The following is a 23,961-nucleotide window of genomic DNA, read 5'->3' on the forward strand; positions in this document are numbered from 1 at the left end:
CGCTACATTGTACCGATAAGTTGTGAAAAAAGTGTGAAGTTAATAACTCATCCTGTCTGCATTCATTCTCTTTCAATTATATCATCTCTTTTCTCTATCGATACGCGCGGTATATTCAACATAATGAGAGGAAATACTACAATCAAAAAGGAGTGCATGTGCATGTCTCAAGTTTATTGTTGCCCAAATTGCCGTACTAATAAATCACGATTTAACCTTATTCAGCAAATAGCTACACCGATTAAAAAAGATCCACGTTCTGGTGAAATCGTTGCCCAATACTCAAATGACACGATCGAACCTTTTCATCTTGCTTATAATGGTCCTGACGTACGCGTTCAATGCGCTGCTTGCGGTTTAATTGAAGATGAAAAAACATTTGCTGCATTTGGTGAGCGCAGCCAGTAACTTCAAACGAGGCTACCCAAAGGGCAGCCTCAAAAAGTCATACCAAATTTATTATTGTTTAATTCTTCGCCTTTCTTTCTAACTCCTTCAACTCAGAAATAAGCTGCTCTTTCTGCACATTTTCACCGATAATCACGATATTAAGCGGCATCTTCATCATTTCATTCATTAACATGGGCATGCCATACGAATATTGAAATAAGTATGGATACTGCGAATGAGTAAAAGCTACGTATCCTTTCATACGATAAACGGTATCAGGAAGGCTTCTCATCCACTCTTCAAAGTCCGTTTGCTTAATAGCTCCTTCAAACGAATAAACGATAGCGCTTAAATGTAAATGGTGATTCACATCAAGTTCTTGATGTGGATGGCTTTGTTTTCTTTTTAACTGCTGAAGCGAAGCAATGGACACTTCCGCTTGCTCCGTTAATAAGCATACTGCATCCCCATTGAGAGCTTGAATCGAATACAGAAGCTGAGCTGCCTCCATTTCAGTCACTAAATCTTTTTTATTCAGCAAAATAAAATCCGCATGATGAATTTGCTCTACTAACAGTTGACGCAGTTGTGGGGACAACTGCTCGCGATCTCGCCATCTTAATAAATCTACTACTGTAATGATGCCTTTATAAGTGAGTTTCTCAGCAAAAAGCGGAGACATAATCGCATCTAATACTTCAACCGGATGAGCTGCACCTGTTGTTTCAATATAAACTGCTTCCAGCTCATTTTCTGTTAATAATTCATGAAGCTGCACTTCCAATTTATCTTGAATCGTACAGCAAATACAGCCGCCAAATAGCTCTTTTAATGGAACATCATCGTCAATGAGTCCACTATCCACCGACACACTGCCAAGCTCATTCAACAATACAGCTACTTTTCGACCTGCTTCATTTTCTTGCTTTAAAATATTTCGTAATAATGTCGTTTTCCCGCTTCCAAGAAAACCACCTAATATGTATACTTCTGTCTCTTTCATTGTACTCTGCTCCTTATCTTTCACAAAAATAAACTTTATCGTACAAAGTGTATCATATTTCCACCAAAGTGCTAGCAGCATAGTCTATTGTATTCTTATGATAAATATTGTAAATAAAACCAAAATGCGATATATTGGTTTTATGAAAAATGATACTTTTAAACCAATTAAACGACTGTCCTTTCGTGATGAAGTATATTTTGCGTTAAAAAAAGCGATTACCTTGCTTGAACTGCAACCTGAGCAGCGTCTTAATGACAAAGAATTAGCAGAGGAATTTGGAATTAGCCGGACTCCCGTTCGCGAAGCCCTTAAACGGCTAGAAGACGAAGGGCTGGTAGAATCTATTCCTGGGTCTTCAACTCGGGTCGCTTCATTAAACATAGAGGAGGCAAAACATGGCGTAACGGTAATAGCAGCGCTACACGCTTTAGCTGCGCGTTTAGCGGTTCCATTATTGAAAGAATCAGATATTGATGAATTAGAGTATACGAATAAAACATTGCTACAATTCGCACAGAAAAAAGATATTATTAAAGCAATCGAAGCAGATGAATTATTTCATAATGTATTTTTAGATGTTGCTGGCAACCCAGAAATCATTCGAGCACTTGAACCGATTGTTCCCAAAATTCAACGTTTAGAAATCGCACAATTTAATTCTGAAAAAAGTATTCAATCATTCGAACAGCATCAAAAAATTATTGAAGCTTGTCGCCAAAAAGATAGCGAGACGGCTGCTAGTCTTGTGGAGGAAAACTGGTTAAGTCTTCGAACATTACTACATCCACAGGAAGATTGAGGTGTCCGATGCGTCCAATTATATTAGGTATTTGTGCAGCATTCTTTTTTTCCGTAACGTTTATTTTAAATCGAGCAATGGAATTATCGGGGGGAAGTTGGATTTGGAGCGCTTCACTACGATACTTTTTCATGGTTCCCTTTTTATTAGCAATTGTCATCGCTAGAAAAAACATACGCCCCCTCTTTCAAAATATGAAAGAACATTGGGGGCAGTGGATTTTATGGTCCTCTATTGGGTTTGGGTTATTTTATGCACCGATTTGCTTTGCTGCAGCATTCGCACCAGGATGGCTAACTGCAAGCACATGGCAAATTACGATTATTTCTGGTTCCTTGCTCGCACCACTTTTCTTTTTAACAGTTACAACACCGAATGGTTCCAAAAAAGCAAGAGGAAAAATACCGGTTCGTGGATTATTGATGTCGCTTATTATTTTACTCGGTATTGCTCTCATGCAAATCGAACACGCTAGCTCTATTTCGTTAAAACACGTATTACTAGGAATTATCCCCATCATTATTGCCTCCTTTGCTTATCCGCTAGGAAATCGAAAAATGATGGATCTTTGTGTCGGACGTTTAGATGCCTATCAACGAGTATTAGGCATGACATTAGCAAGTCTGCCTTTTTGGTTTATCCTTTCTCTTTATGGCCTGTTTACAGTAGGTGTACCAAGTATTGAACAAACGACTCAATCTTTGCTCGTTGCCATCTCTTCCGGCGTATTAGCGACCGTACTATTCTTTCAAGCGACTGATTTAGTCAGGGGGAATATGCAAAAACTAGCTGCTGTTGAAGCGACTCAATCGCTTGAAGTTTTGTTCACAGTTGTTGGAGAAGTCCTATTGCTATCGACAGCCTTCCCTTCCCTTTTATCATGGACTGGTATGTTCATCATTGTTATGGGCATGATTCTCCATAGCTATGTATCACATTATAAAACAACGAAACTTACAAACAATCAATTCGCGAAATCATAAGGCAAATCGATGAAATGCTCTATAGATTAAAGCAGAAAGGGGCACCCATTTTTGGGGTGCCCCTCTTCTATTAAGCTTGTTGTTCACCATAAGAAAAATTAGGTATATAGCTTTTATTGTTTAATGGTAAATAACTTTAGCGCTTTAATTCGTTTCACAGCTTCTTGAAGTCTTTCTTCAGAAGTAAGTAACCCAACTCTGACATAGCCTTCACCAAATTGACCAAAGCCATTTCCTGGTGCAACGGCAACGTGAGCTTCATTTAATAAATAATCTGCAAAGCTCTCCGAAGTGAACCCTTCTGGAACTTTAAGCCAAGCAAAAAACGAAGCTTTCGGTGCCGTTACGTTCCAACCGATTGAACGTAGCCCATCGATAAACACACGACGGCGCCCTTCATATGTTGCCACCAATTCACGGACGCAATCTTGTGACTCAAGTAATGCTGTTGCAGCCGCTTCTTGAACAGCAGGGAATAAACTTACATATAGATGATCTTGAAGCAGTTCCAGTGCTTGAATCACACTTTTATTCCCAACAGCAAAACCTACTCGCCAGCCTGCCATATTATATGTTTTAGACAGAGTATATACTTCAATCCCAATATCTTTTGCCCCTTCTGTTTGTAAAAAACTGCGCGGCTTTTCTCCATCGAAACCAATCGCTCCATAAGCAAAATCGTGCACAACACACATCGAATGTTCTTTCGCAATTGCAACCGTCTGCTCAAAAAATTCAGCCGTAGCACTTGCACCTGTTGGATTATTCGGATAATTAAGGAACATCATTTTCGCTTGTTGAACAATTTCACGGTCTAAGCTTGCGTAATCAGGTAAAAAGTAATTTTCTTCAAGCAGTGGCATAAATGCTGTTTTTACTTTCGCTAATGCAACACCTGATAAATAGTCTGGATAGCCTGGGTCTGGAACGAGTACCGTGTCACCTGGGTTTAATAAGCATTGTGGAAGCTCTACTAACCCTGCTTTTCCGCCGAACAAAATCGCAACTTCTGTATTAGGGTCTAACACTACTCCATGCTCTCTTTCATAATAAGCACAAGCCGCTTCCTTCAAATATTGATGACCGCGAAACGGAGAATATTTATGATTCAACGGTTTCTCTGCAGCTATTTGTAAACTTTTCACTATATGTTCTGGCGTTGGCTGATCTGGATTGCCCTGTCCTAAATTAATGACATCATGTCCCTGAGCTTGAATGCTATTAACTTTTGCAACAAGCGAGGCAAAAAATTGTTTCGGTAATGTTTTTAATAATTCGGATTGTTCAAATTGAAACATTCGTGCACCTTCTCTGAAATTTCTTGAAATTATAATCAAAAATGATATATGTTTATGATAATGTTGTAAAGAACTTTTTCAAACTGTGGAGGTATAAATTATGAACTGGAACATTGCCTGTATTCAAATGGATATTGCTTTTGGAAAACCGGAAACAAACTATACAGCAGCAGAACAACTCATTGAGCAGGCTGTTCAATCGAAGCCGGATGTCCTCATTTTACCAGAGCTATGGACTACCGGGTATGATTTAACACGCTTAGAAGAAATCGCCGACGTGGAAGCAAAAGAAACGATTTCATTTTTACAAAAAATCGCCAAGAAATATCACGTACATCTCGTTGGAGGATCCATCGCAAAAAAAACAAACGACGGCATTTATAACACAATGCTTATGATTAATAATAAAGGAGAATTCGTCAAAGATTACGATAAACTTCACTTATTTCAATTGATGGATGAACATCATTTCCTGCAACCTGGTGAAAGGGATGGTTTATTTACATTTGATGACAAACTATGTGCGAGCTTCATTTGCTACGATATCCGCTTCCCTGAATGGCTTCGTGCACATACTACAAAAGGAGCAGAAGTATTGTTTGTGTCAGCAGAATGGCCGAAACCTCGATTAGATCACTGGCGCGCGCTGTTAATTAGCCGTGCAATTGAAAATCAAGCGTATGTTGTAGCCGTTAATCGAACAGGTTCAGATCCGAATAACATATTTGCCGGACATTCATTAATCATTGATCCATGGGGTGAGATTATTAATGAAGCAGGTGAAGGGGTCGAAATCTTAACAGGAACTATTGATTTTACTAAAGTACGCGAAGTGCGTAATAAAATTCCTGTGTTTGCCGACCGACGTCCGGAATTTTATTAATTTTTTATATTGACAATGTTTTAAGAATATTGTTATTATTTTTCCAAGCTAACTATAATTTATTAAAAATGAAAAATATACGTTCTCTTATCAAGAGCAGGCTGAGGGATATGGCCCTATGACGCCCAGCAACCGACCGCAATATGTGGAGAAATAATCCGCAAGGCACGGTGCTAATTCCATCAGAAAGAATTCTTTCTGAAAGATAAGAGGTTTGAATCATCATTTCAAAGCCTCTTTCTTAAATCGAAAGAGGCTTTTTTACTTGCCTAAACGATAATCTGGAGGGATTATATTGACACAAACACAAGGCTCGTTCGAATTATTAACGAATGAAACAGCGATTGCACTCATACAAAAGCTAGAATTATTAGATAAGGACGCGACATTAACTTGCCACAAAATTGGAGCTGGCACGTTCAATTATGTTTTTCATGTCGCAGATAACGCAACTAATAAAGGGGTTATTATTAAACAAGCCGTTCCCTATGCAAAAGTGCTAGGTGAAAGCTGGCCGCTTACATTAAAACGAGCAGCTATTGAAGCAGATGCCTTACTTACATTCGGAAGCTATTGCCGCGAATATGTCCCAAAAGTGTATTATGCAGATAAACAGCTTGCCATTACGGTCATGGAAGACTTATCACATGTAAAGATTGCTCGCACTGGCCTTATTGAAGGCAAAAGCTATCCTCTTATTTCACAACATATTGGCGAATATGCAGCCAAAACTTTATTTTACACATCCGACTATTACTTAGAATCAACGACAAAAAAAGAAATCGCACGTGCCTTCACGAATCTAGAACTGTGTAAAATTATAGAAAGTTCCATCTTTACCGGCCCATTCTTTGAGCATACACCAACCAACTATGAAGTGGAATTATCCGAGATTGTAGAAACGTTATGGAACGACCATGAATTAAAACTAGAAGTGGCAAAATTGAAAAAAATATTTATAAGTGAACAAGAAGCTCTAGTGCATGGCGATTTACATACAGGACACATTTTGGCAAGCGAAAGCGAAACAAAAGTCATCGCCCCTGAATTTGCCTTCTATGGTCCAATCGGCTTTGATACAGGACAATTTATTTCTAATCTCCTTTTCCAAGCTGTTACACGTGAAGAAGCGGATCAAGAGAGTATTCTTTCTCATATTCAGACATTTTGGTCAACTTTTACAGGCGTTTATTCAACATTATGGAGCAATGAAAGTCGTGATGAATTTAAAAACATTGATGGCCTATTATCTTATGTTTTACAAAAAGCGAAAGCAGACAGCTTTGGGTTTGCTGGCTGGGAATTAATTAGAAGAGCAAGCGACCTTTCACCTGTAATTGATTTAGATGGAATTGCTAATACGGACCAACGAATTAACGTTAAAACAAACGCGCTTATCATTGGAACTCACTTAGTAAAAAATCGCAGCACACTGGATATTCCAACTGTTATTGAATTAGTAAAACAAGTAACTCGCTCTTCCTATTCAACTCTTTAAAAAAGATTGACTATGACCCAAACAACTTTGTCTTGCTTGGTGTAATGAAATGATTCCTATATTACCCTTTTAAATCAACAAGCATTACGAGAGGTATTAATCTTTATTCCATATAGGAAATAGAATGATTAGTCTGAACTATCGCTATAATATCCTCCGTTTTATGAAATCATGTAGTAAGAGACTGCTTAGGCAGCCTCTTTTATATAGATGATACGTTATCGCGAAAATATCGTAGTTATACACGTATCTCATGTAACAAGACTTACTCAAAAAACTCCTGTAAAGCCTGTTGATTTTTCTCAAAGTCTATAGATAAAACGGCACCAGCATGCGGATACATTTCGTTTGTATAGCTGTCATTAACAGGAATGCGCAACGTCTTAATCGAATCAACAGGATGAAACATCGCTTGGGAACTTAATACAAACATCGTTTTCATTCCAATATCTGTTTCTACATATGTCAGCGCTTCTTCAATCATCCCTGGTAAAGCAACAATTCCATCCACATTAGACAGCTGCTGAATTAACTGGTCTTTTAACTGCACCAACACTTCTTGCTGTCGTTCAACACGACCAAAATCACTTTCATTATCATGACGAAAACGAACATACTTTAAAATCTGCTCCCCATGCAACACATTTTCTCCACTGCTCGCTGCAATGCTCATATCTGAAATCATCTCTGGTTTAACATCTACGGTAAGCCCGTCTGGTGCAATTAAGTCCACTATATTAACAAATCCTTGAAAGTCAATGACTGCAACATGGTCTACGTTGATGTTAAAATTCTCTAAAATCGTTTTTTTCATTAACTCGCTTCCACCATAATAATAAGCCGCATTAATTTTATGATATCCTTTTTCATACCCTGGAATTTTCACATAACTATCTCTCATAATAGAAGCTAACTTAATCTGCCCTTGTTTTGGCTCATAACGGGCAAGCAAGACCGCATCTGCACGCGAATCCTCTTCTCCGCGAGAATCCACACCAATTAAAAGAAATGTTTTGGCCGTTTCTTTTTTCGAATCCATATGTTGGTTTCGTTCTGTATTAGGTATAGGTGAAGCCACACAACCAGCTAACATCGTAAAGAGTGCACAAATTAACAATACCTTTCTTTTCATTATCGTCACCTCGGCTTCAAAACTATCCATATTTTCCCCAAAAGCCCTCCTTCTAATACAGAAAAGCTTAGTAACTGATTTAGCGTTACTAAGCTTCCCCTTAACCTCACCTTAATAGCGAGATCCTCGCTAAGTGAAATTGCACTTTACTTTATTTTATTTCTTTTTCCAACTCTTTTATAGCCCGCTTCACTTGCGTGTCATTCTTCAAAATTTTGTCGCGTAGTTCTTGCATTAATGTAACCGTCGTCTTATCTTCCATGATACCTGTTACTTTCAACTTATGATCCTGCTGGAATTTTTCTACGGCTGCTTTTGTTTGTTCATCAAAGACCGTATCAACCGTTCCCGGATTATAACCAAGCTCTTTTAACATATCTTCAGCTGCTTTCACTTCTGCTGAAGCATCCGATACTTTTAAAGCCTCATCTGGTGAAATATAAGGAAGACTTGCATAATCGGGCAGCTTGACCTCAATATCTGGCTTAATCCCCTTCTTATGAATCCAATTTCCTTCCGGTGTTAACCATTTATAAGAAGTGAATTTGAAATTCGAGCCATCTTTGAAATCTTGAGCATTTTGTACAGTTCCTTTACCAAATGACTTCACGCCAATTAATGGAATGTTCGCTGATTCACTCACCGCTGCGGCTACGATTTCAGAGGCACTCGCACTTCCATCATCAATTAACACAACGACTGGTAATGTGAACTCACCATCGTTTTCCGATTTATGAATCTCTTTATTTCCATTACGATCTTCGATTTGCAGCACAATTTCGCCCTTTGGCACAAAGATGCTGGCCATTTTTATAGCCTCTGGTAAAAGTCCACCAGGATTACCGCGTAAATCTAAAATTAAACCCTTCATATCTTTCTTGCTCATTTCATCAAGAGCCGTATTTAATTCATCAACTGTATGCTCTGAAAAGCTTGTCACAGCAATTTTCGCAATCCCATCGTCGAGCATTTCTGAATAGACGGTTTCAACTGGAATTGTATCTCGGACGATTGTAATCGATACGGGCTTCGCTTCTCCCTCTCGAGAAATCGTCAGCTCAACTTTTGTCCCTTTTTCCCCTCTAATCTTCAGAACCGCTTCAGTAGAACTTAAGCCTTCTATGCTTTTACCATCCACGCTCATAATGATATCGTTCGGCTTCACACCTGCTTTTTCAGCTGGTGATCCTTTAATAGGTGACACAACCATAATTTTTCCATCTTGTTCTTGGATTTCAGCACCAATTCCTTCAAAGGAAGAAGAAATACTTTCATTGAAGCTTTTTGCTTCCTCTTGGTCCATATAAGTAGAATATGGATCTTCCAGTCCTTCAAGCATACCTGCAATCGCACCATTTACGAGTTTTTCATCATCAACTTCCTGATAATATTCCTTTTTAATCGTATCATACGTCGAATACAATTTTTCAAATTGAGGATATTGGCTCGGAGCGATAGATTGCACTTTTTTATCCCCAAATGTGAGAGCAACCGTTGTAATACCTGCCGTTAAGAAGATTAACAAAAACCCCCCCATAATCAAGGGAAACTTTTTAATTTTGAAATATCTTCCTGAATCTTTCTCTTCTCGATGTTCTTTGTTTTCCTCTTGCATTCATGCTTCACCACTTTCATGTATCACTGCTATGTATAACAATACCCCTATTTTATCAGTTTTATTGTGAAACGGAAATTATAAGTTACGAGCAGCGCTTATAAACACCGCGTGCCTTTAGAACGGTTAGGTATCAAAACTTTTATATTAACAGCTATAAATCCTGATTAAACAAAAACGAGCACTATAAAAATCGCACTTAACAAAGCAAAGTTAAGGCTATTTATAGATGCTCGCCTTATAAAGTAAAACTTTCATTAGTGGGAGTCTTTACTACCCGTTAAGTGTAGAATAAAAATTTTACGCTTCCTGAATCGCAGCTTCGAGCGCTACTTCAATCATATCACTGAATGTTGTTTGACGTTCCTCAGCTGTCGTCTCTTCTCCTGTTAAAATATGATCAGAGATCGTAAGAACAGACAATGCTTGACGACCAAATTTTGCAGCTAATGTATATAAAGCAGCCGTTTCCATTTCAATTGCTAATATTTGATACTTCGCCCACTTCTCTAAATCACTATTATCATTATAAAAATGATCAGCTGTAAACACATTTCCTACTTTCAACTGTAACCCTTTCGCCACACCTGCATCGTACGCTTTACGCAATAAATCGAAATCCGCTGTTGGTGCGTAATCAATACCGCCAAACGTTAAGCGGTTCATTTGTGAATCAGTCGAAGCACTCATCGCTAAAATCACATCGCGCACCTTTACATCCTTTTGAATCGCACCAGCTGTACCAACGCGAATTAATTTTTGAGAATTATAACTACTGATTAATTCATTCACATAAATAGAAATTGAAGGAACGCCCATGCCTGTCCCTTGAACAGAAATACGTTTTCCTTTATAGGTTCCTGTATAGCCAAACATATTTCGCACTTCATTATAAAGCTTAGCATCTTCTAAAAACGTTTCAGCAATATATTTCGCACGCAATGGATCTCCTGGAAGAAGAACCGTTTCGGCAATTTCATTTGGCGCCGCTCCAATATGTACACTCATTCTTATATCCTCCTCTAATGAAAAAATTATCCATTTACATACTATAACATATAATTCTTACGTAAAAAAATATGTGCCTCGTTAATGTTACCTTTCTAAAATTCCCCCTAAAAGTAGAAACACCCTATACAATATTTTAATATCTAAAAAAGGTATAAGATTCACCCCGATAGGATAATAATGGAAATTATACAAATCATTAGGAGGATAAGAAATTGAAAGAGGAACTGAAGATTTTTTTCAAAATTTTCACTACGACCAAAGATGCAATTGAAAAATTTATGAATATGCTGAATCCTGTCATTCAAAATGCCAGCGATGATCATGAAAGGCTGTATTATCATCATATTTACGAAGAGGAAGAACAACGACTATCGCGTTTAGTAGAACTTATCCCACTAATAAGTAAATTCGAACAAGAAAAAGACGAGAAAGATTTCACACCCACGAACAATGAATTCAATCGCCTTTTGCAAGAATTAAACCTGGAAAAATTCGGATTACATAATTTCGTTGAGCACCTTGATTTAGCACTTTTTCGATTTACTGATACAGAACGAAGTACTCTATTAAACGAACTGAGAGTTGTTTCATATCGAGATTATCAACAGGTCAAAGAATTGTTAAATGAAATCAATACACGATTTGACCATGACTACGTTGACCCACATGCGCATCATGATGAACACCATGATCATTTAGACCGGCCTGTTTCTCCAACAGTAGTTACCCAGTCTAAAAGAAAAAAAGGATTTACTGTGGGAAGTTTATTGTAAGGAATAGAAAAAGGAGGAAAGAAGAATGAGTAAGTACGAATTATTTCCAGATTCACCGCTAACAGATCAAGAATTCGCACAATTAGATCAAACGGTAATTGATTCGGCAAGAAGGCAATTAGTTGGACGCCGTTTTATCGAACTGTACGGTCCTCTTGGAAAAGGAATGCAAAGCATTTTTAATGATATTTTTATGGAAAACTATGAAGCAAAAATGGATTTCCAGGGATCATTTGATCTGAATATTGAATCTAGCAAACGAGTAAATTATACCATCCCATTGCTTTATAAAGATTTCGTTTTATACTGGCGTGATCTGGAGCAGGCGAAAGTGTTAGACATCCCGATAGATTTTTCAGTAGCTGCAAATGCAGCCCGTGATGTTGCTTTATTAGAAGATCAGATGATTTTTCATGGGTCAAAGGAATTTGAAATTCCCGGACTTATGAATGTTAAAGGTCGGTTGACACAATTACTTGGAAATTGGTATGAATCAGGGAATGCCTTTCAGGATGTAGTGGACGCAAGGAATAAATTACTTGAGATGAAGCATAATGGACCGTTTGCCCTTGTGCTCTCACCAGAGCTATATTCATTATTGCATCGTGTACATAAGGATACAAACGTTCTTGAAATTGAACATGTTCGGGAACTTGTTACAGATGGGGTCTTCCAATCACCAGTTTTAAAAGGAAAAACGGGAGTTCTTGTCAATACAGGGAAAAACAATTTGGATCTTGCCGTGTCAGAGGACTTCGATACAGTTCACCTGGGAGAAGAAGGAATGAATCATCCATTTCGTGTTTATGAAACAGTTGTTTTACGAATTAAACGCCCATCCGCGATTTGCACGCTGGAAGACCCTGAGACTTGATGGTATCAATGAATAGAAGAGCATGGACTGTCGGCTCCCTTATTCCAGGAAGTATAATTCAAAAGCGTACAATCCAAAAGCAACTTACAAAACCTGATACATCTGATCGACAAATTTGCACCCGTAACAACATCATTGTTCAGCAACATGAAAACAGATTTGAAATTCAGCCTGAGGAAGGGAAATTACTAGATGTTGCTTTAAGCCAGGGAAAGGCATTGCAACATAAATGCCGAAAAGGAACTTGTGGATTATGTACAGTAAAAATTATTGAGGATGGTCCTGGATTATCCGAGCCAAATGAAAAAGAGCAAAAAAAGCTAAAGAAAACGTTAAACAACGGTCTTCGATTGGCTTGCCAGGCAGAAATTCCTTTATTAGAAAAACAAACTTGTCGCCTTAATAGCGAAAGTCGATATACGTAAAGGTTATAGATTTGAGAGCTCTCGCATCTTTACTATTGTCTGCTTCATATAAATTCTGATCGTACAAAAAAACAAGGTTCCTTATAGGACCTTGTTTTTCATGCAAATAAGCGTTTGTTTATATGAATTAACTTTTCTTCAAGTGGGAATGGAAGGACAATATTGTGGTTTTTCAATTCTTTTATACTAATATCCCTGACAAGTTTTAACGCTTCTTGCTTAAAAGTATGGGTAACGAAACCGGCATTTACGTCACATAATTTTTGTAAGTATTGCATGGTATCCTGCAGCAATAATTGTTTCACATGCATATTATTCAGCTGACAAATCAATTTATGCTGCAACCCTTTTATTACAGCGATTTGATCAACATGTGCAATAATGTTTGTTCCCTCTTCATCCATAAAACATGCGGAAACATAGTGACCTTTGGAGATATCAACATTTATAAACACAGGATTTTGATAAGATTCACCAGAAGTTAATCTTATCATGTCTGCTTCTGCGGCTCCGCCTATTTTACGGTGATTTGAAATAACAGTATGAATATCTTTCAACCCATATAGCATGTTAATCATGTTGTTCCTCCCGAAAAAATATCTGATATATGTCTACTTTCAATTTTATAGATAATGAGAATCATTGTCAATTTATATTTATTCATGATACATAGGATTCTTTCCAACATAGTTTTATCTTTACCAATAAACTCCGCTAGCCCCTTTGTATCATTCCTTTATCCTCCTATACAATAACAGTCCATTGCGTTATCATAACTTTTTATGTAAAAAAATGTAAGAATCAAGAAGGGGTTGAGGGAATAAGAGAGAATAAGTAATAACTGAAATCTTAAAAGATTACATCCACTTTGAAAGGAGGTGAATAATATGGCACATGGCGTATTATGCGAGGTAAATAGCTGTAAAAACTGGGAACAAGGAAATAAATGTGCGGCTGATTTAATTTATGTAGGAAACCTTGAGAAGAGACAAACATCTGAAATTGAAGAAACAGGCTGTAAAACCTTTGAACCTTCTAGTTCATAAAAAATACCTCTAAGATTTCATCAGTTAACAACAACTTTCATTTTCTGCTATCAAATCTTCTATGTTACATTCAAAAAATAAAGTAAGTATCAATGACCTCGAATATGTTATACGATAACATGAGGTGTGATACTACAGCTCCAGATGTTCTTTGTAAGTCATAAGGGCAAACAAGTATCCAATCTCCAATCAGTGAAGAAACAGATTGCAAAACATTCATACCAGAGGCTTTTGCTTAATTTTCTAAGGGTAACCATTTTGAGGTTACCCTTCATTATTCATGTTCATAGAATTTTTTCATATTAAAAAAAGGCATAGAATAAAAGATTTTTATTTCGGCTTTTCTATTACAATACAGACAAGAACAGTGACAATCTTTGATTTTTTTCACATGAGGAATAGTAAGACGTTTTAATCCTTCCTTAACATGCTTGTGACACACCATTAACATATCATGTTCCCCTCCCCTTTTAGAACTGTATATGTATATGAAGTCACTACATCGATTTATTAATAACAATTTTTCACAAAAGGAGTTTTTTTATCAATATCATTTAACATAACCTAAAATAAAGAAAACCCCGAATGAATCGGGTTTTTCTCACCATTAAATATATCGAATTAAAAAATCATTGATTCTATGCTTCATGTTCGGAATATCATGACTTGTTAAAGATAAACGAACATTCTTTTCACTATCGCCAAACAACGCAGCAAAACCACGAGACTTACGATCCAATTCGACTAATACTTCTAACGCCTGTTCGTTTTTCACAAAAAATACGAATTCAAGCTCCTTTAAGCGGCCGCGAAAGGCTCCGCTAACCGGTACAAATTCGAATTCTTGAAAATAAGGTGCATATGTACGAAAACGAAAAGGAGCTTCCTCACAATCCACTTCTCGCAATCGAAACCCTAATTCCTTTACAGCATGTAAAACAGAATCAATTAGTGGATTGGCCACGACTCTAATATAATCCTGATCTGTAGGGTCGATGGCATTTTTTATATCCATTCCTGTTTTAATCCAAATCTTTGTCTTTGCGTAAGTAAGAGGTGTTTCAAATGGAAGTTGAAAGCTGAAAGGGATTTCTTTCGTTTCATTTGGTCCAATTACGAAAGGTTGAGTGAGTAAATACCGGTTAATGGTCGCTGTCTTTTGATACGTATGATCATCGTTTTCCACTTCATAATTCGTATGTAGCGTTAAATAAATTTCGTCAATTTTCTGTTCAACTGTTCCACCTTGAACGTCAATGATTCCTGAAACTGTTTCCCCAAGCGTATATTGACTTTTTTCCAACTTCGTATCCACTTTTGCATTGCCAATGCCTATACTCGCTAACATCTTATTAAAAACCGACATCCTCATCACTCCTATTTTATAGAATATAAACTATCTTTATTATAAATGAATACTTCTAAAGCATGTCTAGTCGTTTGTTAGAAAACTGTGTCAAATGGATACCTCAATATAAAACGACGGATTACTCCGCCGTCAAGTATTCTATGAAAAGTAAGGAATTCGGTATCGATTATTCTTCTAATTCCTCATCAATGATGCACTTTTGGATTAAATAATCGAATGTGATGTCAGCAAGATCTTCGGCTTCTAACTCTGTTGGAGCATAACCTCTTTTCAGCAATTCTACAAAAAAGAATTCTGCAATTTCTTCTGTATCAATAATAACCTCAATTTCTCGCATACCATCGCCCCCTCCATACAAGTTCTATGATAATTGCTAAACGAATATTCATAAAATTACTATTTCTAAGAGTTCGTTTTCTTTTTCTTACGATTTGGGTACAACTCTTCAGCTGCTCTACGAATTTTCCCAAGAGCAATATTCATAATATGCTGATATTCATCATCACCAAATTCTTTAAATAATCGATTATAATCATTATATAAATCTAACAAGCCATCAATATGTTGTTTTTGCTCTTTAGTTGTCATTTTCTTATTCCTCTCACCTTTACGAGGATTATTTAGCTTCGGCTGCTCTTTTTCTTTTTTATGTGCGGAGTATAATATCTCTAATTTTTGAATAATCGCTTCTGCTCGCTTAGCATCGGCTATTAATGTCATTTCCTCTTCATGCGCTTCAAGCCATTCTCCATCAGAAATTCGCGTTAATTCGTAAATGACATCTTCCCAAGCGCTGTCTTTATACCGCCAAATCTCTGTCCGATAACCAACAATTTTAAAGTAATCGTACTCATACCCATCGACTTGTACTAAATCGCCTAATAAAAATTTATATTCAATATTAATTTGTTCCTTCTCAAAAACAATTTCTCCATCATAATCATCAATATGCTCCAGGGTACTCTCCACATAAAGTCCATCGCTGTAGTTTACTTCATATACATAAGTACCATCGAGAAACTTTACATCTGTGATTTTACCGACTGTCCCATACATTTTGATGATGATTGTATCACCAACCTTAAACTTCGGCTCCTTTTTCTTTCCCATCAGCGACATCTCCTCAAATGGTCCCCTACCGAGTAATTACTAAAGTATATGCTTCAATAAGGATAGACGTTAATAGAAAAAGGTAGGCATTCTCCCAAATTACACATAAAGAAAGCGCAATCTAAAGATTGTGCTTTCAACCTTTAGACTGCGCTTTCTTCGTAATTACGATAGAGAGTTCAGCACATTTAACATAAAGCGATGCCAAATTACTCATCTGCCATAGTAAGAAGAGGTTTTTAAAATGGCTCTTCCTCTATAGGACATTTCACCATAGCCCTTCTTCGGATTGCATGAATATATCCCATGCCTCATCAAAAACAGACATACTTTCTAAATAATCCACATTCATTTCTAAATAGCGGCTTAGCTCATCATAGTCAACCGATTGCTTTGGAAAACTATGATCCAAAAAAGCATGATTAGCAAATTTAGTAATTGCATCAACCTCTTTCGGTTGTCGATACGTCATTAGAAATGTATAAAACGACTTCATATTCATTCCCCACTCTTCAAATAGATGATTGTTGCTTTACTATATCGAAACTCTCAGAGCACGTCTACACTTTTTAACCTGACTCCAAAATTACCGTTATATGAAATTTATAAATCATAATTATTAATCCTTGCATCATTTGAAACCGCGGTTACACACATCTTTCAGCATAGCCATTATATAAAAACCTTTCCATTCTATAGGTTATTATTAACTAATAAAATTGTTGTCAGCCAAACATCCAATTACTTTTAATCATTGGATTCAGTCTCTTACTCTATATAATCAACCTCTACCTGAGCGGAATGTAATTGTTGTCGTTCTAGATTCCATTCAAACGTGATAATAGCTGATTGTTTGGATTGATGAGTGAAAATTCGTTCACCATTTTTAATAAGCGAACTTTCCGCTTGCAAAAAACTAACGGTTTCATCTTCTCCAGTACGGTTACAAACGATAATAGGCAATCCTGTCTCAACGGACCTTTGCTCCCACTCTCCATTCGGACCATGTAACCCTGGTCCCCATGAAGCCGGTGCTATAATGATTTCTGCACCTTTCTGACATAATCGCTCAGCAACATTGGTTGTATAGGCATCTGCACAAATCATAATCCCTACATGTATATCATCTATTGTAATCGGCTCAATCACTTTACCGGCTGTAGACCAACCATCCGATAAAACATTAATCTTTCTTTGCTTCCCTATTATTTGACCATTTGAATCAATCACAAATACTGAATTATAATACTTCCCATCTTCCCCTTTTTCAGGACTACCTAGAAAGACTGTTGTATCGATAGATTTTACTAATTGACAAAAACTGTTCATCCATGAATTGGGTTGACGTTCAATCCAATCTACTCCAATCTTGTGCCGAAATTGTAATCCGCTTACACTAAGCTCAGGCGTAATAATCCAGTCTACTTCTTTATTGGACGCAAGCTTTACAGAACGTTCAATCAATTCTTGGTTATATCTTATATCCCCTGCAATCGGCAGTAAATGCAATAGGGCAATCTTTACTCTCTTCAATATAGTCACTCCATTCGATAAAACGTTTACTGAAACTACTACTATTTTAAACTAGGGAACTATTTCATACATTAAAAAATAAATTTGACTGGCTGCTCTTCGTTCTACGTTATACGAATATAAAAGAATAACATAAAAATAACGCCTGCTATTCAGCGGCGTTTTCATTAAAGATAACTGCTTGAGGTCGTGTTGCTTTAAACCATTGCGACATAAATATCCAGATGAGAATAAAGTCAACAACCCCCCCTCCGTAATACATTAACATGGTGCCCATTTCCGCCTGAGCTAGGGGTACACCATTAGGTGGTTGAGCGTACATATACTTAGATAAAATATTATGACCAGCTAAAGCGAGCACAAGCACCAACGCACGGTAGACAAAGCTAAATGAATGCGGGGTTGGATCAACATAAATCATAGACGCAGTAAATATGTAGCCAGCTAAAAATATATGCAAATGAATCACTATATGAAAAAAGGGATTATTGTGCATCATCATATATAAATCCGTCGTATAAAGTATCCATAGCCCTCCAATATTAAGAAAAGAGGTCACAATAGGATTCATTAATATCCATACAGGTCGGCTTTTTAGTATACGCGAAAGACGTCTTGCTAAGGATATATTCAATGTTCGTAATAGTAAAGTCATAGGTGCCCCTAACACAAGCAAAAGTGGTGCAAGCATTCCTAAAAGCAAATGAACAATCATATGTGCAGTAAAATCATTATGGGCACGTGCTGCTAAAGGGCCGAAAACTGCCGAAAAGGCTAAGACCATCCCAAAACTCCATAAGATAATCCGATAGAATGGCCATGTCTTATAACGACGACTTGATTGAATCGCAGCAACGATATACATAACAAATGCTAGTACAAACAGGAATGCCAAAACAAACTGAATTCCCTCTCCATTTGTATAAGACATAGGAGTAGTAGAGACATAGGAGTGATTATGACTATTCATGTGAAACACTCTCTTCTGATTTTTGGATACGTTGTGTATGAGTAATTAAAATAAGGCCAATTATAGTTAGAACAAGAGCAATAATATTCCAAGTTAAATCATAAGGAAAGATATCTACGTTATAACGAATTTGATGAAGCCGCATGACCTTATGTTGAATAGTTCCATCATATAGTTGAAAGATACCTACACCAAAAAATAAGCCTCCCCACCACCTAGTGAACCATAATGCATGGCGTCTCCGAAGGTCAGCAAGCATAAACAACCCACCGACTGTTGCAAACCAGCTAAAAGCATGAAATAAACCGTCTGAGACAAGTCCGATAGAAGTTGTAGATTTGTCATAAAAGTGATGCCAATGCAAGAGTTGATGAAAAACCACTTCATCAAAAAAAGCCACTAAACCAAGACCAAATAGAAAGCCTGACCATAAATTACGTGTTGAGTATATAAATCGATTTTTTGTAACATAATCAGCCATAGATAGTACCCTCCTTTTTGTAGAGATCATCCCCCACTTATTCCCTAACATATGTTCTAGTTTAGCCCAATTGTATATAGTACATAACATTGTACACTCACTTTTATCTCAGATTAACAAACAGGAAAATCCCCTACTTTGTAAGCGTCAAATATTCCCCACCTACTACTTGTAAATAGCTCATGAGATAATCTCCTTACATCATACATGTGGAGGTTTTTTTTATGAAAAAGCGCCTTATAAAGAAAGAATGGGAAGCTCACATCCAAGATTTCAAAGAAAGTGGATTATCAAAAGCTGCTTGGTGTCAAAAACAGAACCTGCCGATTCATCAGCTATATTATTGGCTCAAGAAATTATCACCTCAAGCTGATCGTCCAACTGAAAGTACACGCACAAAATGGGTATCTGTGAATATCCCTCCAATAGAAGAAAAAATACATACCACCATCCGCATTCATTTTAAGGAAGCTACAATTGAAATAGATACACCATTTACTCCACAAGTGCTTTTACAAGTGATGCAGACGGTAAAACAACTATGATACTAGAAACAGCCATTGAAAGGGTATGTATCGCACAAGGAGCTACAGACTTACGTAAATCTATTGATGGACTGGCAGCCATTGTGAAGGAAGAGTTTGATTTAGATCCCTTTTCTTCTTGTTTATTTGTCTTTTGCAATCGCTCACGCGATAAACTAAAGATTCTCGTGTGGGAACATAATGGGTTTTGGTTGCATTATCGCAGATTGGAAAAAGGAAAGTTTGACTGGCCAACTAAACATCCAAATGTGCCACTTACCATATCAAGAAGGCAACTGAGATGGCTTCTTGATGGATTTTCATTTGAACAAAAACAAGGGCATCAAGCCGTATATGCGAGAACAATCCTATGAAAAATTTATATATTTAGAAGGGATTTGATTCATTTTGTCGAATGGATTCATCTATGAAAACAACATCCTCTCATCAAAATCAACCTACAATTGAATCTCTTCAAGCTCAAGTAGAAGAACTCACGGCAAAAGTGAGATGGTACGAAGAACAATTTCGTCTTAGCCAACAAAAACGGTTTGGTACGTCTAGCGAAAAAACAACGGAAAATCAACTCGCTCTAGAACTGTTTAATGAGGCTGAGAAAGAAAGTGATACCGAAGTACCCGAACCAGTTGTTGAAACCATCACCTATCGTCGTAAAAAGAAACGCGGTCATAGGGATGAGTCCGTCCAAAACCTTCCTATCGAAACGATTGAATATCGTTTGGCTGACGAGGAACAGGTTTGTTCGTGCTGTGGTGGTGCTTTACATGAGATGAGTGTAGAAGTCCGTAAGGAACTGACGATTGTTCCTGCGGAAGTAAAGGTGACGGAACATAAGAGATATGTATATGCTTGCCGTAAGTGTGAATTAGATGAGATATCCACACCGATTGTGACTGCCCAAATGCCGGCTCCTGCCTTTCCAAAAAGTATCGCTTCTCCGTCCATCATGGCATATATTATGACGCAAAAATATGTAGAAGGATTGCCTCTATATCGGCATGAAAAGCATTTTGAGCGAATGGGAATTTACTTATCACGTCAAACGATGGGAAATTGGTTATTATACGGGGCGGATCATTGGTTAGCGATTTTATATAGTAGGATGCATGAGCATCTACTTACTCGAACCATCCTTCATGCGGATGAAACAACCTTCCAAGTCTTACGTGAACCTGGTCGTGCCGCAACTACCAAGTCCTATCTGTGGTTATATCGTACAGGGAGAGATGACATCTCCATTGTTCTCTATGACTATCAACCAACAAGAGCAGGTGAACATCCGAAACGTTTTTTAACAGGATATCAAGGATATCTACAAGTGGATGGATATAATGGTTACAATCAAGTACCGGATGTCACCCTTGTGGGATGTTGGGCGCATGCCAGACGTAAGTTTGATGAAGCCTTAAAGGCTTTACCTGATTCACAGAAGGGAAAAAAGGTGAAGGCGAGCGAAGGGTTGTATTTCTGTAATCAACTATACTCCATTGAGAGAACGCTAAAACATGTCGACCCTATAGAACGATATGAACAGCGATTGGAAAAAAGCAGGCCCATTCTGGACCTTTTTTCGGCATGGCTTCATGAACAAAAAGACCGAGTCCTACCCAAAAGCTCTCTAGGAAAAGCCATCACTTATTGTTTGAATCAATGGAATCATCTTGAAGCTTTTTTATTGGATGGCCATTTAGAAATCGATAATAATAGAAGTGAACGTTCCATTAAACCGTTTGTGATCGGTCGAAAAAATTGGATGTTCTCGAATACACCGCGAGGTGCTAGAGGGAGCGCCATCATGTATAGTGTCGTTGAAACGGCAAAAGAGAACGGTTTAAGTCCTTATCCTTATCTTCGCTATTTATTTGAAACGCTACCAAATATGGATGTAACGAATAAAGAAGAAATAGATAAAGTCTTACCTTGGTCAACGGATTTACCTTCCATATGCAAGGTGCCGATAAAAAGGGAAGCAAACAAAAAGTAGTCCCGAAAACACAATTTTCATCGTGTATTTGGGGCTACTTGACATTTACGTCTGATTTCTTGTCTTTTTCAAAGAACAAATAGAAGATAGACATACCAGATAAAATCCAAAAAGTTAAACTAACTATGATATTATTGTTCAAAGAAAATAAAGTATTAGACCGGAGATGTTGATCTTATGAGGATTTTTGATTTGGAAATCGGCATCTTTTGAAAATTAAGTATTAGACTCACTTGTTTAAAATACAATCGGCAGCCTTGGACGAGAAAATAAAGTCCTAGACTGCCTCTGCTTTATTAAACAATCGTTTTCTTGTTAGCTTAGTCGTCAGTTCTTTATCATTTGAGTTTTAATATTGCTATCGAATCAAACATCTTTGTCTTTGATATTATTGGTACTCAGTTATTAAATAGTAATACTAAATGAATAGCCGCAAGGATTCCCATTGGATAAATAATTGTTCTTGAAAATGTATTTTTAAATCCATTACGGGGGTGCTTTTCAAAAAATAGGTGCAGGATTGCATGTATGATTAAAAATAAATCTAGGACCCAAAAAGTAACTGTCTGATATTTACTAAAAAGTAAATAGAGTATTATTGTGTAAAGAGGAAGGTGAATAAATGTGAATACTTTATAAGCTTTAGAATCTTCCATATCCTTAAGCACGATAAACAATCTCCACTCAGAACGTCTTATCGCATCCATTTCGTGCAAGAGAAATAAAGATAAGTTTATCAAGAATAACACAAGCAAGAGATCCGGCATTTAAAAAACCACCTACAATTTTATTATTTTATGTTACTACACCCAAATAAATAAAGAGATCAAAATACAAATCGAACACAACATTATCACAATTTGGAAAACCATGTCCTGATTATTTGAAATCCCATACCACTATATATTAAGCTTAACTGCTTGTTAGTTGAATGACTGGCCGCCAGTCTAACACTTTATTTCACAGTCTACAACTTTATTTTCGCGGAACAATTATCAACTAAAGTAGATATAAATATAGCGTTAATAACCATCATTATTGAAGCTACAATTTTAGCAGACATTACGTAAAAACCTCCTGATTTTAAACAATCCCCATTTTGCTAACCTGCTCCGATCGTTTAAGTATATTCCTTCACATTTCATACAATAATAACATAATTATCTAGTATTTTCCGGGAGTTTTATTCAATTATAGGCCCGATTGTTGAATAGCATGACTGACGTTTTTAAACAACTTTATTATTATGAAACAAACGCACCCTGTTAGTTGAAGAAGAAATATCGTTTCAATCATTAAAGTAATGATTGTACATTCTAAACAAAGAGTTTCTTCTTTTATTACTTGGTTCTTTATAATGGTCAATAAACCCATTACCTAAAGACATACTCCCAAATCCCTTACTTACTCCAAAGATGTATTTTCCAGGTACAAAAGGGTATTCCTCTACTTCCCATTTTGCATCTTTATTATTTTGTACAACCACTTCTCCAAAATAAATTGCCATTACTTTTTCAAATTCATTTCTATCTAATCCCAGCTTTACGAATGCAGAAAAAGCACACCTGATTATTCGGATGCTTCCCCATCTATATTTCCAATTCACTTCTTATATCCGAAGGAATTATTCTTATTTCTAATAAATTACTCCAAATAATTGAAATGGCACAACGTAACTTACCATCTAAACCATCTCCGTACTTTCCACAATAGAAGCCAAGGTTTTTTTCATAGTCAGTCCTAGTTTTAGAACTAAATTGCCCAATAATATTTTTTTCTAAAATTTCCTCGTTGAATTTGTAATCTAAGTTATGGGCTAATTTATTACGAATTTTATTAAAATTATTAAGTGATTTTTTTTCTGCATCAGGCACTATTCCTAAAGCAAACACTAAATTTTCCTTTTGAGCGAAGGTCATTTTAGGAATTTTTAAATACTCAGGCTTTTCCACATACTCTAGAAGTATTAGCTCAAGCTCATATTCAATATAAAGATGAGCCTTTACTAAAACGTACATAATATTCTGATCATCTATATCTTTATTAAATTTTTCTACTCTCGCTTCGACTTCAGTTGCTATTTTTGATAGTCTTTCAATAAATTCTGCGTCCATCTCTTTTTTCAAAGTCTAATCACCCTTTCAATCTAGAATTCAATTCGACACCAGGAGCTGAATTCCTGCAAATAATCGCTAGTCGCTTGATGAATCTATGATTAATGGTATCATTGTCTAAT

At 36.8% G+C, this 23,961-nt stretch carries 28 protein-coding genes and 1 riboswitch; of the genes, 12 read left to right on the plus strand and 16 right to left on the minus strand.

Features of this window, described 5'->3' with window-relative positions; genetic code table 11:
• Positions 1-162 precede the first annotated feature (162 nt).
• Positions 163-408: a DNA alkylation repair protein gene (locus tag BAOM_RS14800; protein ID WP_127760936.1), complete on the plus strand. Its 246-nt coding sequence runs from the start codon at positions 163-165 to the stop codon at positions 406-408.
• A 58-nt stretch (positions 409-466) separates the two neighbouring features.
• On the opposite strand, the gene BAOM_RS14805 is transcribed toward BAOM_RS14800, so the two are convergent.
• Complete coding sequence (locus tag BAOM_RS14805; RefSeq protein ID WP_127760937.1) at positions 467-1,393, minus strand: CobW family GTP-binding protein; 927 nt, start codon at positions 1,391-1,393, stop codon at positions 467-469.
• 142 nt (positions 1,394-1,535) lie between these two features.
• Here BAOM_RS14805 and BAOM_RS14810 point away from each other — a divergent pair, with 142 nt between their 5' ends.
• Positions 1,536-2,195, plus strand: coding sequence for a GntR family transcriptional regulator (locus BAOM_RS14810; protein ID WP_127760938.1), 660 nt, complete (start codon positions 1,536-1,538; stop codon positions 2,193-2,195).
• Positions 2,196-2,203: 8 nt separating this feature from the next.
• The gene (locus BAOM_RS14815) at positions 2,204-3,178 is read left to right on the plus strand and encodes a DMT family transporter (protein ID WP_127760939.1); all 975 of its coding nucleotides are present in this window, start codon (positions 2,204-2,206) and stop codon (positions 3,176-3,178) included.
• A 113-nt stretch (positions 3,179-3,291) separates the two neighbouring features.
• Here BAOM_RS14815 and BAOM_RS14820 read toward each other — a convergent pair whose 3' ends face one another.
• On the minus strand, positions 3,292-4,476 hold the full coding sequence (locus tag BAOM_RS14820) for a pyridoxal phosphate-dependent aminotransferase (RefSeq protein WP_127760940.1): 1,185 nt from the start codon (positions 4,474-4,476) through the stop codon (positions 3,292-3,294).
• 100 nt (positions 4,477-4,576) lie between these two features.
• Here BAOM_RS14820 and BAOM_RS14825 point away from each other — a divergent pair, with 100 nt between their 5' ends.
• Complete coding sequence (locus BAOM_RS14825; protein WP_127760941.1) at positions 4,577-5,359, plus strand: carbon-nitrogen family hydrolase; 783 nt, start codon at positions 4,577-4,579, stop codon at positions 5,357-5,359.
• An 84-nt stretch (positions 5,360-5,443) separates the two neighbouring features.
• Positions 5,444-5,571, plus strand: a riboswitch (SAM riboswitch).
• Positions 5,572-5,654: 83 nt separating this feature from the next.
• Positions 5,655-6,857, plus strand: a complete 1,203-nt coding sequence (gene mtnK / locus BAOM_RS14830) for an S-methyl-5-thioribose kinase (protein WP_306821270.1) — start codon at positions 5,655-5,657, stop codon at positions 6,855-6,857.
• Positions 6,858-7,122: 265 nt separating this feature from the next.
• Here the strand turns inward: mtnK and BAOM_RS14835 are convergent, their stop codons facing one another.
• From BAOM_RS14835 to deoD, 3 genes are all read right to left on the minus strand, one after another.
• Positions 7,123-7,989 (minus strand): LCP family protein, encoded by an 867-nt coding sequence (locus BAOM_RS14835; protein WP_164853252.1) that lies wholly within the window; start codon positions 7,987-7,989, stop codon positions 7,123-7,125.
• A gap of 151 nt (positions 7,990-8,140) precedes the next feature.
• Complete coding sequence (locus BAOM_RS14840) at positions 8,141-9,604, minus strand: lmo1851 family serine protease (protein WP_127760944.1); 1,464 nt, start codon at positions 9,602-9,604, stop codon at positions 8,141-8,143.
• A 300-nt stretch (positions 9,605-9,904) separates the two neighbouring features.
• Positions 9,905-10,612 carry a purine-nucleoside phosphorylase gene (gene deoD, locus BAOM_RS14845; RefSeq protein WP_127760945.1) on the minus strand — a complete coding sequence of 236 codons (708 nt, stop codon included), beginning with the start codon at positions 10,610-10,612 and terminating at the stop codon, positions 9,905-9,907.
• Positions 10,613-10,827: 215 nt separating this feature from the next.
• Here deoD and BAOM_RS14850 point away from each other — a divergent pair, with 215 nt between their 5' ends.
• From BAOM_RS14850 to BAOM_RS14860, 3 genes are read left to right on the plus strand one after another with little or no spacing between them, the layout of a single operon-like run.
• Complete coding sequence (locus BAOM_RS14850; protein WP_127760946.1) at positions 10,828-11,388, plus strand: IMEF encapsulin system ferritin-like cargo protein; 561 nt, start codon at positions 10,828-10,830, stop codon at positions 11,386-11,388.
• Between the two features lie 25 nt (positions 11,389-11,413).
• Positions 11,414-12,262 carry a family 1 encapsulin nanocompartment shell protein gene (locus BAOM_RS14855; protein ID WP_127760947.1) on the plus strand — a complete coding sequence of 283 codons (849 nt, stop codon included), beginning with the start codon at positions 11,414-11,416 and terminating at the stop codon, positions 12,260-12,262.
• Between the two features lie 8 nt (positions 12,263-12,270).
• On the plus strand, positions 12,271-12,687 hold the full coding sequence (locus tag BAOM_RS14860; RefSeq protein WP_164853253.1) for a 2Fe-2S iron-sulfur cluster-binding protein: 417 nt from the start codon (positions 12,271-12,273) through the stop codon (positions 12,685-12,687).
• 98 nt (positions 12,688-12,785) lie between these two features.
• Here BAOM_RS14860 and BAOM_RS14865 read toward each other — a convergent pair whose 3' ends face one another.
• Positions 12,786-13,265 (minus strand): hypothetical protein, encoded by a 480-nt coding sequence (locus tag BAOM_RS14865; protein WP_127760949.1) that lies wholly within the window; start codon positions 13,263-13,265, stop codon positions 12,786-12,788.
• A 309-nt stretch (positions 13,266-13,574) separates the two neighbouring features.
• Here BAOM_RS14865 and BAOM_RS14870 point away from each other — a divergent pair, with 309 nt between their 5' ends.
• On the plus strand, positions 13,575-13,733 hold the full coding sequence (locus tag BAOM_RS14870; protein WP_127760950.1) for a DUF1540 domain-containing protein: 159 nt from the start codon (positions 13,575-13,577) through the stop codon (positions 13,731-13,733).
• A gap of 607 nt (positions 13,734-14,340) precedes the next feature.
• Here BAOM_RS14870 and BAOM_RS14875 read toward each other — a convergent pair.
• From BAOM_RS14875 to BAOM_RS14905, 7 genes are all read right to left on the minus strand, one after another.
• A complete protein-coding gene (locus BAOM_RS14875; protein ID WP_127760951.1) occupies positions 14,341-15,099 on the minus strand; it encodes a sporulation protein in 759 nt (252 codons plus the stop codon).
• Between the two features lie 169 nt (positions 15,100-15,268).
• Positions 15,269-15,439, minus strand: a complete 171-nt coding sequence (locus BAOM_RS14880; RefSeq protein WP_119118782.1) for a YozD family protein — start codon at positions 15,437-15,439, stop codon at positions 15,269-15,271.
• Between the two features lie 65 nt (positions 15,440-15,504).
• Complete coding sequence (locus BAOM_RS14885) at positions 15,505-16,212, minus strand: hypothetical protein (RefSeq protein WP_127760952.1); 708 nt, start codon at positions 16,210-16,212, stop codon at positions 15,505-15,507.
• Positions 16,213-16,480: 268 nt separating this feature from the next.
• Positions 16,481-16,708, minus strand: a complete 228-nt coding sequence (locus tag BAOM_RS14890; protein WP_127760953.1) for a YozE family protein — start codon at positions 16,706-16,708, stop codon at positions 16,481-16,483.
• 272 nt (positions 16,709-16,980) lie between these two features.
• Entirely contained in the window at positions 16,981-17,745 is a 765-nt protein-coding gene (locus BAOM_RS14895; RefSeq protein WP_127760954.1) for a carbon-nitrogen hydrolase family protein, read from the minus strand.
• 148 nt (positions 17,746-17,893) lie between these two features.
• A complete protein-coding gene (locus BAOM_RS14900) occupies positions 17,894-18,676 on the minus strand; it encodes a cytochrome c oxidase assembly protein (RefSeq protein WP_252283543.1) in 783 nt (260 codons plus the stop codon).
• A 31-nt stretch (positions 18,677-18,707) separates the two neighbouring features.
• Entirely contained in the window at positions 18,708-19,196 is a 489-nt protein-coding gene (locus BAOM_RS14905; RefSeq protein WP_127760956.1) for a DUF2243 domain-containing protein, read from the minus strand.
• 224 nt (positions 19,197-19,420) lie between these two features.
• Here BAOM_RS14905 and tnpA point away from each other — a divergent pair, with 224 nt between their 5' ends.
• Genes tnpA through tnpC form a run of 3 tightly spaced genes read left to right on the plus strand, consistent with a single transcriptional unit; the run spans position 19,421 to position 21,725 of the window.
• Complete coding sequence (gene tnpA, locus BAOM_RS14910; RefSeq protein WP_127760957.1) at positions 19,421-19,741, plus strand: IS66 family insertion sequence element accessory protein TnpA; 321 nt, start codon at positions 19,421-19,423, stop codon at positions 19,739-19,741.
• On the plus strand, positions 19,738-20,094 hold the full coding sequence (tnpB, locus tag BAOM_RS14915; protein ID WP_127760958.1) for an IS66 family insertion sequence element accessory protein TnpB: 357 nt from the start codon (positions 19,738-19,740) through the stop codon (positions 20,092-20,094). The genes tnpA and tnpB overlap by 4 nt, the downstream gene beginning before the upstream one ends.
• Before the next feature lie 41 nt (positions 20,095-20,135).
• Complete coding sequence (gene tnpC / locus BAOM_RS14920) at positions 20,136-21,725, plus strand: IS66 family transposase (protein ID WP_127760959.1); 1,590 nt, start codon at positions 20,136-20,138, stop codon at positions 21,723-21,725.
• A gap of 398 nt (positions 21,726-22,123) precedes the next feature.
• Here the strand turns inward: tnpC and BAOM_RS24755 are convergent, their stop codons facing one another.
• From BAOM_RS24755 to BAOM_RS14935, 3 genes are all read right to left on the minus strand, one after another.
• Positions 22,124-22,492 carry a DUF6713 family protein gene (locus tag BAOM_RS24755; RefSeq protein ID WP_028543322.1) on the minus strand — a complete coding sequence of 123 codons (369 nt, stop codon included), beginning with the start codon at positions 22,490-22,492 and terminating at the stop codon, positions 22,124-22,126.
• A gap of 521 nt (positions 22,493-23,013) precedes the next feature.
• A complete protein-coding gene (locus BAOM_RS14930; protein WP_218973843.1) occupies positions 23,014-23,331 on the minus strand; it encodes a hypothetical protein in 318 nt (105 codons plus the stop codon).
• Positions 23,315-23,851: a hypothetical protein gene (locus BAOM_RS14935; protein ID WP_127760960.1), complete on the minus strand. Its 537-nt coding sequence runs from the start codon at positions 23,849-23,851 to the stop codon at positions 23,315-23,317. Before BAOM_RS14935 ends, BAOM_RS14930 begins: the two co-directional genes overlap by 17 nt.
• Positions 23,852-23,961: the final 110 nt, after the last annotated feature.

Origin of the sequence: Peribacillus asahii (assembly GCF_004006295.1) — a bacterium.
In the GTDB taxonomy this organism is placed as follows: Bacteria; Bacillota; Bacilli; order Bacillales; family DSM-1321; genus Peribacillus; species Peribacillus asahii_A.

Bases quoted from the DNA above. Each gene is read 5' to 3' on its own strand.
- BAOM_RS14800 (WP_127760936.1), top strand. From the start codon at position 163: ATGTCTCAAGTTTATTGTTGCCCAAATTGCCGTACTAATAAATCACGA.
- BAOM_RS14805 (WP_127760937.1), bottom strand. From the start codon at position 1,393: ATGAAAGAGACAGAAGTATACATATTAGGTGGTTTTCTTGGAAGCGGG.
- BAOM_RS14810 (WP_127760938.1), top strand. From the start codon at position 1,536: ATGAAAAATGATACTTTTAAACCAATTAAACGACTGTCCTTTCGTGAT.
- BAOM_RS14815 (WP_127760939.1), top strand. From the start codon at position 2,204: ATGCGTCCAATTATATTAGGTATTTGTGCAGCATTCTTTTTTTCCGTA.
- BAOM_RS14820 (WP_127760940.1), bottom strand. From the start codon at position 4,476: ATGTTTCAATTTGAACAATCCGAATTATTAAAAACATTACCGAAACAA.
- BAOM_RS14825 (WP_127760941.1), top strand. From the start codon at position 4,577: ATGAACTGGAACATTGCCTGTATTCAAATGGATATTGCTTTTGGAAAA.
- BAOM_RS14835 (WP_164853252.1), bottom strand. From the start codon at position 7,989: ATGAAAAGAAAGGTATTGTTAATTTGTGCACTCTTTACGATGTTAGCT.
- BAOM_RS14840 (WP_127760944.1), bottom strand. From the start codon at position 9,604: ATGCAAGAGGAAAACAAAGAACATCGAGAAGAGAAAGATTCAGGAAGA.
- deoD (WP_127760945.1), bottom strand. From the start codon at position 10,612: ATGAGTGTACATATTGGAGCGGCGCCAAATGAAATTGCCGAAACGGTT.
- BAOM_RS14855 (WP_127760947.1), top strand. From the start codon at position 11,414: ATGAGTAAGTACGAATTATTTCCAGATTCACCGCTAACAGATCAAGAA.
- BAOM_RS14860 (WP_164853253.1), top strand. From the start codon at position 12,271: ATGAATAGAAGAGCATGGACTGTCGGCTCCCTTATTCCAGGAAGTATA.
- BAOM_RS14865 (WP_127760949.1), bottom strand. From the start codon at position 13,265: ATGATTAACATGCTATATGGGTTGAAAGATATTCATACTGTTATTTCA.
- BAOM_RS14870 (WP_127760950.1), top strand. From the start codon at position 13,575: ATGGCACATGGCGTATTATGCGAGGTAAATAGCTGTAAAAACTGGGAA.
- BAOM_RS14875 (WP_127760951.1), bottom strand. From the start codon at position 15,099: ATGTCGGTTTTTAATAAGATGTTAGCGAGTATAGGCATTGGCAATGCA.
- BAOM_RS14880 (WP_119118782.1), bottom strand. From the start codon at position 15,439: ATGCGAGAAATTGAGGTTATTATTGATACAGAAGAAATTGCAGAATTC.
- BAOM_RS14885 (WP_127760952.1), bottom strand. From the start codon at position 16,212: ATGGGAAAGAAAAAGGAGCCGAAGTTTAAGGTTGGTGATACAATCATC.
- BAOM_RS14890 (WP_127760953.1), bottom strand. From the start codon at position 16,708: ATGAAGTCGTTTTATACATTTCTAATGACGTATCGACAACCGAAAGAG.
- BAOM_RS14900 (WP_252283543.1), bottom strand. From the start codon at position 18,676: ATGTCTTATACAAATGGAGAGGGAATTCAGTTTGTTTTGGCATTCCTG.
- BAOM_RS14905 (WP_127760956.1), bottom strand. From the start codon at position 19,196: ATGGCTGATTATGTTACAAAAAATCGATTTATATACTCAACACGTAAT.
- tnpA (WP_127760957.1), top strand. From the start codon at position 19,421: ATGAAAAAGCGCCTTATAAAGAAAGAATGGGAAGCTCACATCCAAGAT.
- tnpB (WP_127760958.1), top strand. From the start codon at position 19,738: ATGATACTAGAAACAGCCATTGAAAGGGTATGTATCGCACAAGGAGCT.
- tnpC (WP_127760959.1), top strand. From the start codon at position 20,136: ATGGATTCATCTATGAAAACAACATCCTCTCATCAAAATCAACCTACA.
- BAOM_RS24755 (WP_028543322.1), bottom strand. From the start codon at position 22,492: ATGCCGGATCTCTTGCTTGTGTTATTCTTGATAAACTTATCTTTATTT.